At 68.3% G+C, this 12,177-nt stretch carries 14 protein-coding genes and 1 riboswitch; of the genes, 12 read left to right on the top strand and 2 right to left on the bottom strand.

Annotation, left to right across the window (positions count from 1 at the left end):
- Positions 1-25: 25 nt before the first annotated feature.
- The 10 genes from rpe to ACSYDW_RS01955 all read left to right on the top strand — a co-directional run bounded on the left by rpe (position 26) and on the right by ACSYDW_RS01955 (position 8,186).
- Positions 26-697, top strand: coding sequence for a ribulose-phosphate 3-epimerase (rpe, locus tag ACSYDW_RS02000; RefSeq protein WP_438337025.1), 672 nt, complete (start codon positions 26-28; stop codon positions 695-697).
- Between the two features lie 21 nt (positions 698-718).
- Positions 719-866: riboswitch (FMN riboswitch) on the top strand.
- A 151-nt stretch (positions 867-1,017) separates the two neighbouring features.
- Positions 1,018-1,719 (top strand): nicotinamide riboside transporter PnuC, encoded by a 702-nt coding sequence (pnuC, locus tag ACSYDW_RS01995; RefSeq protein WP_438337024.1) that lies wholly within the window; start codon positions 1,018-1,020, stop codon positions 1,717-1,719.
- A complete protein-coding gene (gene ribD / locus ACSYDW_RS01990) occupies positions 1,719-2,783 on the top strand; it encodes a bifunctional diaminohydroxyphosphoribosylaminopyrimidine deaminase/5-amino-6-(5-phosphoribosylamino)uracil reductase RibD (RefSeq protein WP_438337023.1) in 1,065 nt (354 codons plus the stop codon). The genes pnuC and ribD overlap by 1 nt, the downstream gene beginning before the upstream one ends.
- Positions 2,784-2,792: 9 nt before the next feature.
- A complete protein-coding gene (locus tag ACSYDW_RS01985; protein WP_438337022.1) occupies positions 2,793-3,422 on the top strand; it encodes a riboflavin synthase in 630 nt (209 codons plus the stop codon).
- Positions 3,419-4,702, top strand: a complete 1,284-nt coding sequence (gene ribB, locus ACSYDW_RS01980; RefSeq protein WP_438337021.1) for a 3,4-dihydroxy-2-butanone-4-phosphate synthase — start codon at positions 3,419-3,421, stop codon at positions 4,700-4,702. Before ACSYDW_RS01985 ends, ribB begins: the two co-directional genes overlap by 4 nt.
- Positions 4,699-5,181 (top strand): 6,7-dimethyl-8-ribityllumazine synthase, encoded by a 483-nt coding sequence (gene ribH, locus ACSYDW_RS01975; RefSeq protein ID WP_438337020.1) that lies wholly within the window; start codon positions 4,699-4,701, stop codon positions 5,179-5,181. Before ribB ends, ribH begins: the two co-directional genes overlap by 4 nt.
- Before the next feature lie 201 nt (positions 5,182-5,382).
- Positions 5,383-5,646: a phosphoribosyl-ATP diphosphatase gene (locus ACSYDW_RS01970; protein WP_209997433.1), complete on the top strand. Its 264-nt coding sequence runs from the start codon at positions 5,383-5,385 to the stop codon at positions 5,644-5,646.
- Between the two features lie 113 nt (positions 5,647-5,759).
- Positions 5,760-6,608 (top strand): ATP phosphoribosyltransferase, encoded by an 849-nt coding sequence (gene hisG, locus ACSYDW_RS01965; RefSeq protein WP_438337019.1) that lies wholly within the window; start codon positions 5,760-5,762, stop codon positions 6,606-6,608.
- A 65-nt stretch (positions 6,609-6,673) separates the two neighbouring features.
- A complete protein-coding gene (hisF, locus tag ACSYDW_RS01960) occupies positions 6,674-7,444 on the top strand; it encodes an imidazole glycerol phosphate synthase subunit HisF (protein ID WP_438337018.1) in 771 nt (256 codons plus the stop codon).
- A 22-nt stretch (positions 7,445-7,466) separates the two neighbouring features.
- Entirely contained in the window at positions 7,467-8,186 is a 720-nt protein-coding gene (locus ACSYDW_RS01955) for a GNAT family N-acetyltransferase (RefSeq protein ID WP_438337017.1), read from the top strand.
- Here ACSYDW_RS01955 and ACSYDW_RS01950 read toward each other — a convergent pair.
- Positions 8,183-8,749 carry a TetR/AcrR family transcriptional regulator gene (locus ACSYDW_RS01950; protein WP_438337016.1) on the bottom strand — a complete coding sequence of 189 codons (567 nt, stop codon included), beginning with the start codon at positions 8,747-8,749 and terminating at the stop codon, positions 8,183-8,185. The genes ACSYDW_RS01955 and ACSYDW_RS01950 overlap by 4 nt on opposite strands.
- Positions 8,750-8,955: 206 nt before the next feature.
- On the opposite strand from ACSYDW_RS01950, the gene ACSYDW_RS01945 reads away from it, so the two are divergent.
- The gene (locus ACSYDW_RS01945; RefSeq protein WP_438337015.1) at positions 8,956-10,968 is read left to right on the top strand and encodes an amidase; all 2,013 of its coding nucleotides are present in this window, start codon (positions 8,956-8,958) and stop codon (positions 10,966-10,968) included.
- Here ACSYDW_RS01945 and ACSYDW_RS01940 read toward each other — a convergent pair whose 3' ends face one another.
- Positions 10,969-11,601, bottom strand: a complete 633-nt coding sequence (locus tag ACSYDW_RS01940) for a TIGR03085 family metal-binding protein (RefSeq protein ID WP_438337014.1) — start codon at positions 11,599-11,601, stop codon at positions 10,969-10,971.
- A 145-nt stretch (positions 11,602-11,746) separates the two neighbouring features.
- On the opposite strand from ACSYDW_RS01940, the gene hisI reads away from it, so the two are divergent.
- Positions 11,747-12,148, top strand: a complete 402-nt coding sequence (hisI, locus tag ACSYDW_RS01935) for a phosphoribosyl-AMP cyclohydrolase (RefSeq protein WP_438337013.1) — start codon at positions 11,747-11,749, stop codon at positions 12,146-12,148.
- Positions 12,149-12,177 lie beyond the last annotated feature (29 nt).

The raw sequence follows: 12,177 nt of genomic DNA, 5'->3' as shown, positions 1-12,177 counted from the left end.
GGGCCACCCTTCACCAGGAGCTTCCATGCGCACTTGCCAGATCAACCCGTCCATCCTCTCGGCGGATTTCACGAACCTCGAGCGTGAACTGCACCGGATCCACACCGCGGATGCGGTGCATGTGGACGTGATGGACAACCACTTCGTGCCGAACCTGACCATCGGGCTTCCCGTGGTCCAGCGGCTCAACGAAGTCAGCGACCTGCCCCTGGATGTGCACCTGATGATCACCGACGTCGATCGGTGGGGCCCGGGCTACGCGGAGGCCGGCGCGGCCTCGGTGACCTTCCACGCCGAGGCCTCGGCGGCGCCGGTGAAGCTGGCCCGCGACCTGCGCGCCGCGGGTGCGCGTGCCTCCATGGCACTGCGCCCCGCAACGCCCATCGAGCCGTACCTGGACATGCTTCCTGAGCTGGACATGGTGCTGCTGATGACCGTGGAACCCGGGTTCGGGGGACAGGCCTTCCTCGACGTGGTGCTGCCCAAGATCCGCCGCACCCGCAAGGCCATCGACGGGACCGGGTTGCCCATCGCACTGCAGGTCGACGGCGGGGTGACGCGCGAGACCATCCTGCGTGCCGCCGAGGCCGGGGCCGACGTGTTCGTCGCCGGCTCCTCCGTCTACGGCACCGAGGACCCGGCCGTGGCGGTTGACACATTGCGCAACCTCGCCGCACAAACCCCGGTATCCGTGTAATACTAAGAGCTACAACTACACAACGTGCTCCGGGGTCGGTGTAAGTCCGAACCGGCGGTTATAGTCCGCGACCCGCGCCAGGGACGTCCCGCCAGGGATGTCGAAAGGCGTGGCTGAACTGGTGAAATTCCGGTACCGACAGTTAAAGTCTGGATGGGAGAAGCACGTACACGCAACACCTAAACCCTCACGGGCGGTGCCAAGAATCGACGGCGGGAGCCCCAGGCTCCCGGCATGCCGCGTTCGGGAACCCTTGTGCAGGATGGCAGTGAACCGTCGTATCGAAACCCCCGGAGCCGCCGCGGCTTGACAGGAGGACGATGGATTTTCTGCGGTGGCTCATTGAAGCTTTCAACTCTTACATCACGATCGGTGGCAGCGCACTGCTGGTGCGCGAGGTCGTCGGCAACATCTTTGGCCTGGCCTCGGCCCTGGGCGGCATCCGCCGCAAGGTCTGGGCCTGGCCGGTCGGCATCATCGGCAACGCCCTGCTGCTGACAGTGTTCCTCGGTAGCCTCTTCGGCAACGACTCGACGGCAAACCTGCTGGGACAGGCCGGACGACAGGTCATGTTCATTGCCGTGTCGATCTACGGCTGGTACCGCTGGAAGTCCAGCCGCGACGCCGGCGGCAGCGCCGTCACCCCGCGCTGGGCCAGCGGCAAGGAGCGCATCTCCCTGGCCCTGGTGCTGGTCATCGGCACCGTAGCCCTCACGCCGGTCTTCGGGGCCCTGGGCTCCTACGAGCCGGTGTGGGCCGATGCCTGGACCTTCGTCGGGTCGCTGCTGGCCACCTACGGCATGGCCAAGGGCCTTGTCGAGTTCTGGCTCATCTGGGTGCTTGTCGATGTGGTCGGCGTCCCGCTGCTGTTCAGCGCCGGATACTACGCCAGCGCGTTCATGTACCTCTTCTACGGGTGCTTCACCCTCGTCGGGTTCTTCATTTGGTGGCGTGCCCAGAACGGCTCGAAGCCGACCATTGAAACCTCCATGCCCGATCCCACGGTGAAGGCGGGCAACTGATGCCCGCCGACCGCCGGACCGCCGGCATGCGGGTCGCCCTGGAGCTGGCCAAGCGCGGGGTGCGCGGGGCCAACCCGCTGGTCGGCGCGGTCGTCGTGGACGCCTCCGGGAACATCCTGGCCACCGGCTACCACCGCGGTGCGGGAACGGCCCACGCCGAGGCCGACGCCCTCGCCCGGCTCGGACCCCTCCCGGCGAAGGCCGCCCGCGAGGCCACCATGCTGGTGACCCTCGAACCCTGCAACCACACCGGACGCACCGGCCCCTGCGCGCAGGCGATCATCGATGCCGGCATCGGCAACGTCGTCCATGCGGCTAAGGACGAAGGTTCGGCGGCGGCGGGCGGGGCCGAGCGGCTGCGCGCCGCCGGGGTCAACGTCGAACAGGGCCTGTTTGAAGCCGAGGCGCTCGAGCTGAACCACCGCTGGTTCCAGGCCCGCGCCGAGGCCCGGCCCTTCACCACCCTGCACCTGGCCCAGACGCTCGACGGCCGGATCGCCGCGGCCGACGGGACAAGCCAGTGGATCACCTCCCCGGAATCCCTCCGGCACGCGCACCGCATCCGCGAACGCGTCGACGCCATCGTGGTGGGCACCGGGACCGTCGAGGCCGACGACCCGCGGCTCAACGCCCGCGACGAGGAGGGCAACCCCTTTGAGCGCCAGCCCCGCCGCATCGTGATGGGCAAGCGCGGGATCCCGGAGGGGGCTGCGATCGCCGCCGACGGAAACTGGGAACAGATCCGTACGCACGACCCGCGGCAGGTGCTCGCCCGGCTGCACCGTGACGGGACCTCCCACGTGCTCATCGAGGGCGGTTCGTCGATCGCCACGGCGTTCCTCGCCGCGGACCTCGTCGACGAGATCCACCTCTACCAGGCGCCCCTCTTCCTGGGCGCCGGACGCCACGGCATCGGTGACCTCGGGGTCCGAACGCTGGGCGACGCCCGAGCCTTCCGCCTGGATCCCATCGACGGCGAACCGCTCCGGATCCTCGGTGCCGACACCCTCACCCACCTAGAACCCGTTCCGGCCAGGCTGCCCTCCGGCAGCGCCGCAGCGTAAGGACAACACATGTTTACAGGAATCATCAGCGGCATGGGCCGCGTCGAAGCGGTGGACGCCGACCCGGCAACCGACTCCGTGGTGCTGCGGATCAGCGCACCGAACCAGACCGAGAACCTGGGCCTGGGCGGATCGATCGCCATCAACGGCGTCTGCCTCACCGCCACAAGCATCGCCGGCGACTCGCTCTCGCTCGATGTCATGGGCGAAACCCTGCGGCACACCACCATCGGCGGGTTGCAGCCCGGCGAGACCATCAACCTCGAGCGCTGCGTGCAGGCCGGCGGCCGGCTCGACGGGCACGTGGTGCAGGGGCACGTCGACGGAGTGGGAACTCTCCTGGAGCACGAGTCCCTGGGCGCCTGGGACAGGTTCCGCTTCTCCGTGCCCTACCAGCTGGCCCGGTACGTGGCCAAGAAGGGCTCGATCGCCATCGACGGCATCTCGCTGACCGTCACCGAGGTCGCCGACGCCAGCGAGGCGGACCAGTGGTTCGAGGTAGGCATCATCCCCACCACGCTGCGCGAAACCACCCTGGGCCGGCGCCACCCGGGGGACAACGTCAACCTGGAGGTGGACGTCATGGCCAAGTACGCCGAGCGCCTGGCCTCCTTCGTCGTGGAAGGGGGATCCCGATGAGCGAGGACGCCATCCGCCTGGATTCCATCTCCTCGGCCATCAGCGCCATGGCCGCCGGCAAGGCAGTGGTGGTCGTCGACGACGCCGACCGGGAGAACGAGGGCGACATCATCTTCGCCGCGGAGTTCGCAACACCCGAGCTCATGGGCTGGACCATCCGGCATTCCTCAGGGGTCGTCTGCACGCCGATGACCGGGGAGCGGGCCGACGCCCTGGGCCTGCCGCCCATGGTGGAGGACAACCAGGACGCCAAGGGCACCGCGTACACGGTTTCCTGCGACGCCGCCCACGGCGTCAGCACCGGCATCAGCGCCGCCGACCGCGCCCTGACCTCCCGCATCCTGGCCGACCCGGCCTCCGGGCCCGACCTCATCACCCGTCCGGGCCACAGCTTCCCGTTGCGCGCGGTGGACGGCGGCGTCCTGGTACGCCGAGGCCACACCGAGGCCAGCGTCGACCTGTGCGTGGCCGCCGGACTGGAACCGGTAGGCGTCATCGCCGAACTGGTCCACGACGACGGATCCATGATGCGCCTTCCCGCGCTGCGCGAGTTCGCGGACCTGTGGAACATCCCGCTGGTGAGCATCGAAGACCTGGCCGCGTGGCGCGCCAGCGCCGATGCCGAGCCCGTGATCGGCACCAGGGCCGCGGCCGTGCAGTCGGGCCCAGAGGTCAAGGTTCCCACGCCGCACGGGGAGTTCGCGGTGCGGGCCTGGCTCGAGCGCGCCACCGGCGTCGAGCACCTGACCCTCAGCGCCCCGGGACCGGACGGCACCATGCCCGCCGAGCCGCTGGTGCGCGTGCACTCCGAATGCCTCACGGGCGATGTCTTCGGCTCCTACCGCTGCGACTGCGGCGAGCAACTCGAAGCCGGGCTGCAGGCCATCAACGAGTTCGGCGGGGTGCTCATCTACCTGCGCGGCCACGAGGGCCGCGGGATCGGGCTGGCCAACAAGATCCGCGCCTACGCCCTGCAGGACGGGGGAGCGAACACGGTTGCGGCCAACGAGCAGCTGGGGCTTCCTGTCGACGCACGCAACTACGATGCAGCCGCGGCCATCCTCGATGCGCTGGAAATCCGCCGCATCCGCCTCGTCACCAACAACCCGCTCAAGGAGCAGTGGTTGGCGGAGACGGGCATCGAGGTGATCGAGCGGGTTCCCACGCGCGTGGCGGCCCGGCCGGAGAACCTCGAATACCTACGTACCAAGCAGGAGCTGCTGAACCATTCGCTGCAGCTTCCCACCACACCCATCACCAACCCAGGAGTCGAATCATGAGCGGACACGGAGCACCAGCCATCGGAGCCGACGAGCTTGTCGCGGCAGGCAAGGCGGGCATCCGCGCGGTCATCGTCGCAGCCAGCTGGCACACCCAGATCATGGACGGGCTCATCGACGGTGCCCAGCGTGCGGCCTCCGATGCGGGCATCCAGGTGCCGGACCTCGTGCGTGTCCCCGGCACGTTCGAGCTTCCCGTGGCGGCTGCCCGGCTTGCTTCGGACTACGACACGGTGATTGCGCTGGGTGTCGTCATCCGCGGCGGGACCCCGCATTTCGACTACGTGTGCCAGGGCGCCACGCTGGGACTCACCGACGTATCGGTGCGCACCGGTGTCCCCGTCGGGTTCGGCGTGCTGACCTGTGACACCGAAGAACAGGCGATTGCCCGTGCGGGTCTCGAGGGCTCGGTCGAGGACAAGGGCTACGAGGCCATGAGCGCTGGCCTGCAGACCGCCGTGGCGCTGCTGCGCCGCTAGCGGCCGCTCCGAAAGGCCCGCCGCTTTTCTCCCCTGACCGGTGTTCGGGAAGAAAGGCGGCGGGCCTTTCCTTGTTCCCGATGGCCGTGCCATGCGACCCGAAAGTCATCCCCGCGTCATGTTCGCACCACGGCGCGAGTCCTTCGTCACATTGGGGCAGTGGTTGTGAGCGGGTCGGGCCCACCGGGCTACGCTGGTGAGGTGAAAACTTTTGACACCCTCTTCGCCGAGCTTTCCGAGAAAGCCAAGGCCCGCCCCGAAGGTTCGCGTACCATCGCCGAACTGGACTCGGGCGTCCATGGCATCGGGAAGAAGGTCGTTGAGGAAGCCGCCGAAGTGTGGATGGCTGCCGAATACGAAAGCAACGAGGCCGCCGCCGAAGAAATCTCCCAGCTGCTCTACCACCTCCAGGTGATGATGCTGGCCAAGGGTCTGACCTTGCAGGACGTTTACAAGCATCTCTAGCCGCCGCTTTCGGGGCAGATCTGCGTAAGACCCCCCGAGCCGCGGTGGCCAACAAGCCCAAATTTGTTGTCCTGATGCCGTAAAAACCCAAAGTCAGAATCGAGAAACACCTCATGTTGCGTGTAGCACTTCCCAATAAGGGAGCCCTTTCAGAAATCGCTTCGACAATGTTGCTGGAGGCCGGCTACGTCCAGCGCCGCGACAACCGCGAACTTGTCATGGTCGACCCGGAGAACGAGGTCGAGTTCTTCTACCTCCGTCCCCGCGACATTGCCGTCTACGTCGGCGGCGGAATCCTTGACGTCGGAATCACCGGTCGCGACCTGTACCTCGACGCCGACGTCAACGACCACGTCGACGAGGTCCTGCCCCTGGGCATCGGTGCCTCCACCTTCCGCTTCGCCGGACCCAAGGGCACCTTCGCCTCGCAGGACGAGCTTTCGGGCAAGCGCATTGCCACGAGCTACGACACCTTGCTGCGCAGCTACCTGGCCGAGAGCGGCATCGACGCCTCGGTGGTCCGCCTCGACGGCGCCGTGGAATCCTCGGTGCGACTGGGCGTCGCTGACGCGATTGCCGACGTCGTGGAAACCGGGAACACCCTCAAGGCGGCGGGCATGGAGATCTTCGGCGACCCCATCCTGAAGTCCGAGGCCGTCCTGATCGGCCGCACCGGCCGTGCGCCCGCCGGGCTGGAAGTCCTCAAGCGCCGCCTGACCGGCGTGCTGGTGGCCCGCCGCTACGTCATGCTGGACTACGACGTGCGCCGCGACCAGGCGGACGAGGCCTGCCGGCTGACCCCGGGGCTCGAATCCCCGACGGTTTCCCCGTTGCAGGACTCGGACTGGGTCGCCGTGCGTGCCATGGTCAAGAAGAACCAGACCAACAACATCATGGACGAGCTCTACGACCTGGGCGCCCGCGCGATCCTTGTCAGCCAGATCCACGCCTGCCGGATCTAGTTCCGGCGTGTGCGCCACCCCTCGAAGAACACCACTTTCCTCACCTTCCTAGGAGTTGACCCTTCATGAGCGTTGCGATCCGCGTGATCCCCTGCCTCGACGTGGATAACGGCAGAGTCGTCAAGGGAGTGAACTTCGAGGGGCTGCGCGACGCCGGCGACCCCGTCGAGCTGGCCAAGCGCTACAACGCCGCCGGTGCCGACGAAATCACGTTCCTTGACGTGACGGCGTCCTCCGGCAACCGCGAAACCACCTACGACGTCGTCGCCAAGACGGCCGAGGAGATCTTCATCCCGCTCACCGTCGGCGGCGGCGTGCGTGCCGTCGAGGACGTCGACCGCCTGCTGCGTGCCGGAGCCGACAAGGCCTCGATCAACACCGCGGCCGTCGACCGCCCCGAGGTCATCAACGAGATCACCCAGCGCTTCGGATCCCAGGTGCTGGTGCTCTCGCTCGATGCCCGTCGCACCGACAACCCCGCGGTTGCCTCGGGGTTCGAGGTCACCACGCACGGCGGGCGCACCGGCACCGGACGCTGCGCCGTGGCGTGGGCCAAGGAGGCTGCCGAACGCGGAGTGGGCGAGATCCTGCTGAACTCCATCGACGCCGACGGCACCAAGGACGGCTTCGACCTGGAAATGATCCGCGCCGTCCGCGCGGAAGTGACGGTCCCGCTGATCGCCTCCGGCGGTGCCGGGGGGCCGGAGCACTTCCCGCCGGCCATTGCGGCGGGTGCCGATGCGGTGCTGGCCGCCTCCATCTTCCACTTCGGCCCGGACGACATGATCAAGCGGGTCAAGGACGCCATCCGTGAAGCGGGATTCCCGGTCCGCTAGGCCCGCGTCCCTGGATGAAACCATGTCCAGGGGCTGGCCGGCCCTGGCTGAAGAAGTCGTTGACGGCTGGGTCTGCCGTTTCTCCGGGGGAGTCACCAAGCGCGCCAACTCGGTGTTGCCGCTGGGGGAGCCCTCCGACTTCGCTGCGGCCCTCGCCGCTGCCGAGGGCCGCTACGCGGACCATGGCTTGCCGGTGGTTTTCCAGGTCAGCCCAGATTCGCTGCCCGTGGACCTGGACCGGCGACTTGCCGATCGCGGATACCGGCAGGAGTCGCCGACGCTCGTCCAGTACCGTGCCCTTGCCGGCGACTCGCAGGGCTGCCACGGGGACATGGATCCCCGCATCGAATTTTCCGATGCACCGAGCGAGGCCTGGCTCGAAACCCTGTGGGACGTCGAAGGTCCGCGTGAGCCCGCAGCGCGGGAACTGAGCCGCCGGATCCTGGCCGAAACCCCGTCGGTCTACGCTTCCCTGGTCCACGGCGGCCGGGTCGAGGCCGTTGCCCGCCTTGCGCTGGTCGGGAACCTGGGCGGGATCTACGCCGTTGCCACCCGGGCGGATGCACGCTCCCGCGGGCATGGCCGTGCCGTTGTCAGCGGGTTGCTCGCCGAAGCCTCACGCAGGAATCTCGACGGGGCCTGGCTGCAGGTTCTCGAGTCGAACGACATTGCCTGCAGGCTTTATGAATCGATGGGCTTCGAAACGGTCTCGCGCTACCACTACCGGTTGCTGGTTCCCTAGGCCGCCGGAAGGAGCGTTGACAGCCCGCGCTCCAGGGCCGCGCGCGCCGCGGCGGTGTCCATCTGGCGGGATAGCCAGCGGCTGGAGATGCCTTCGACAAGGGATGTCAGCAGCAGGGCCGTTTCCTGGCACGCATCGATGTCCGCTCCGGTGTGCCCGGCAACCAGCTCGGCGACGTGCGACTGCCAGGCGGTGGTCGAGGCCGCCAGGTGCCCGGCCAACGGAGGTTCGAAGACGGCTATCGCCCGGATCTCGTTCCAGACGATCGACTTGGCGCGAACCGACCCTTCATCCCGGACCTCGCCCAGGACCAGCTCGCGTAGCTGTTCGTAGGGGGAGCTGGTCCCGGCCGCAGGTTCACCGCGCTGCGCGACAGAGTCCGCGTTGACGTATTCAAGCGTTGCGGCAAGCAGGCCGTCGCGGTCGGTGAAGTGGTAGTAGACGAGTCCCGTGGAGATGCCGGCCTGCTTGCAGACATCCTGCACGCGCATGCCGCGCACCCCGTCGCGGGCGATGCAGGTGCTGCATGCCTCGAGGATCCGCTGTCGGGTGTCGTTGGCCATGCCCGGAACCGTGCCTTTCACTTGCCGGAAGCACCATCGATTCCCCGTTTGGCGACAGTGTGCACTTCCGTGTACCGTGGATCACACGCTATCCTTAACTGAACATCCAGTCAATTTCTACCAGCTCCCCGTCATCGACGCTTCCCGTGTGCCACCTGCCCGGGATCCCTCGGCGAGGGGACGATATCCGTGAGGGGAAACCGCCAATGGACCAGCCGTTCAGCATCCATGAAGCTTCCATCGACGACGTCGTGCAAGCGCTCGAGGCCGGTGCCGTCACCGCCGTCGAGCTGGTTGCCGCCCACCTGGCCCGCGTGGGCCGCTTCGACAGGTCCTCGGTGAGGCTCAACGCCATCCCGGTGCTGAATCCCGAGGCCTTTGCCGAGGCCGCTGCCTCCGACGAACGCCGCCGCGAAGGCCGGGCCGGCTCCTTGGAAGGCGTCCCGTACACCGTCAAGGACAGCTACATGGTCGCCGGACTGACCGTGGCCTCCGGGTCGCCGGCCTTCAAGGACCTCGTCGCCCAGCACGACGCATTCACCGTGGCGCGGATCCGCGAGGCCGGGGGTGTGCTGCTGGGCAAGACCAACATGCCGCCGATGGCCGACGGCGGCATGCAGCGCGGGGTCTACGGCCGTGCGGAAAGCCCGTACAACACCAATTACCTGGCCGCCGCCTACGCCTCGGGCTCCTCCAACGGCTCGGCCGTTGCCACGGCCGCCAGCATGGGTGTGTTCGGCATGGGGGAGGAGACCGTCTCCTCGGGCCGCAGCCCGGCCTCGAACAACGGCCTGTGCGCCTACACCCCCTCGCGCGGGGTCATCTCCATCCGCGGCAACTGGCCGCTCTTCCCCATGCGCGACGTCGTGGTCCCGCACACCCGCAGCATGGACGACATGTTCCGGCTGCTGGACGTCATCGTCGCCGAGGACGCGAACACCACCGGCGACTTCTGGCGGGCCCAGGACACCGTCGCGCTGCCTTCCGTCGCCGAGGTGCGCCCTGCAAACTACGCGGACCTGGCCGACCCGGAAGCCCTGCGGGGCAAGCAGCTCGGAGTGCCGCGCATGTACCTCGGCAAGGACCCGGACTTCCCGATCGAGGTCCGTCCCTCCATCCTGGATCTCTGGGAGGCTGCGCGTGCCCGGCTCGAGGCCCTGGGCGCCACGGTCGTCGAGGTCGACCTGCCGCTGATCGAGAAGTACGAGGGCAACACCCCGGGTGGGGAGCAGCTCGCGGAGCTCGGCGTCCTGCCCGAGGGGTGGATGGAGACGGAGTTCAACCAGATCCTCACCCACGGCTGGGACACCTTCCTGCGCGCCAACAACGACCCGGCGCTCAACCGCCTGGCGGACGTCGACCACACCCTGATCTTCCCGGCCCCCGCCGGATCCCAGCCCGACCGCTACGACGAGGTGGAGGACTACGAGAACCGCTACCGCGACGTGGTGGCCATGGCCGCGGCCGGCCTTCCCCCGGTGCACACCCTTCCGGGCTTCGCCGAGGGCCTGCGTTCGCTGGAAACCCTGCGCAAGGAGCTTTTCGAGGACTGGCTGGCCGAGCGCGGCCTGGATGCCATGGTGTTCCCGGCCAACGCCGACGTCGCGGCGCAGGACGCCGACATCAGCAAGGAATCCGCGGACCGCGCCTGGGACAACGGGGTGTTCTTCTCCAACGGGAACTACGCGCTGCGCCACTTCGGCATCCCGAGCATCACCGTGGCCATGGGCATCATGGAGGACATCGGCATGCCGGTGGGACTGACCATCGCCGGCCCCGCCTATGCGGACAACGACCTGCTGGCCTGCGGCTACGCTTTCGAGGCCGCCGGCACGCTGCGCGTCTCCCCGCGGCTTGCGCCGCCGCTGCCCGGCGATCGGGGCTGCCCCGAGGTGCGCGCCCCGAGGACCGGCACGCAGGATGCGCCCCGGATCACGGTGGCGGCGGAATTCGACCCCGAGGCCCAGCATGAGGGTGCCCGCCTGCTGCGCATCGCGGGAACCGTTGCGGCGCCGGCCGATTCCCGGCTCAAGCTCACCGTCAACGGGGAGGCGGCGGTTGTGGTTCGCGACGGGAACGCTTGGAGCGCGGCACACGTGCTGGGTGCGGCTGTGGAGCCGGGGCCAGTGGGTTCGAACCCCGTGGCCAGCGACGCACTCGTGGTGATCCACGTGGTGGCGCCGTCGGGCGCCGCGGCTGGCGCCTTCGCCGAGGTGTAGCTAGCGGCGGGCGTTGAACAGGTCGATGGCCTCGTCGGCGCCCTCGAACGTCACGAGCGCCTCCTCGCGCCGTCCCGAGGCATGCAGCAGCAGTTCCTCGGGGCGGCCCAGGATGGCCACCGACGTCTTGGCCTTGCGCGCCACGTGGCGCCGCCCGTCGGGACGCACCAGGATGATGCCGACCTCGCTGCCCCGGTAGTACAGGGACGCGCGGCGGACCAGGTCCTTCCAGAGTAATTCGGCGTACTTCTCGTCGAGCACGCGCGGAGCCCAGCGGTCGGTGGCGCGGCGGACGTCCTCGGTGTGGATGAAGAACTCGCTCAGGTTCGCAGAACGGTCGAATGCCGTCAGCGAGAACGGCGAGTACTTCGGCACTCCGGCGACGAATTGGTGGACCAGCTCGGTGTAGGCGTCCGGGGACAGGGCCTCGTCGGCCTTCGCCTGCAGCTCGCGTTCCATGACGGGGGTCAGCGGCTTGAGGAGCAGCCCGGCGGAAAGCATCGAGTGCTCGCGCAGCACCAGGTGCGCCGCGAGGTGGCGGGTCTGCCACCCGGCACACAGGGTGGGGGCCGTCGGCCCTGCTGCCAGCAGGACTTCGGCCAGTACTTCACGGGAGGCTGGTACGAATTGCATCACTACGAAACTAACACGTCCGGGGCCGCTTGGGGCCGTATGAAGCGCCATGCGATCGGCGGGTTTAGGGCGGACCCGGTGCCCGCGCGGACGCGGGCGTCCGGCGTTCGGCCAATTGCGCTTCGGTGGCACTAGACTGGGAGTGATGTCGCAGAACCCAGCCTTCGCAACGCCCGTCTCCGTCGACGGCAAACTGTCCGCCGAGATCTCCGCCGCCCTCAAGAAGGACGAGTCCGGACTTGTCGCGGCAATCATCCAGCAGCAGGGCACCCACGAGGTGCTGATGCTCGGCTGGATGGACGAGGAAGCCCTCCGCCGCACCCTCACCACCGGAAGGGTGACCTTCTGGTCGCGTTCGCGCAAGGAATACTGGCGCAAGGGCGATACCTCCGGGCACTCCCAGCTCGTGCGCTCGGTCGCCCTGGACTGCGACGGCGATGCACTCCTGGTGGTGGTCGACCAGATCGGTGCGGCCTGCCACACCGGCACCCACACCTGCTTCGACGGGCGCGAGATCCCGGCCGTCGTCGGCCGCCGCGTTTCCTGACCCGCCCCACCCTTCCACGCAAGGACCAC

This window comes from Paeniglutamicibacter selenitireducens (assembly GCF_051550675.1).
Lineage (GTDB): Bacteria > Actinomycetota > Actinomycetes > Actinomycetales > Micrococcaceae > Paeniglutamicibacter.
The sequence above is the reverse complement of the archived record's forward strand: the minus strand, read 5'-3'. Positions and strand labels throughout refer to the sequence as shown.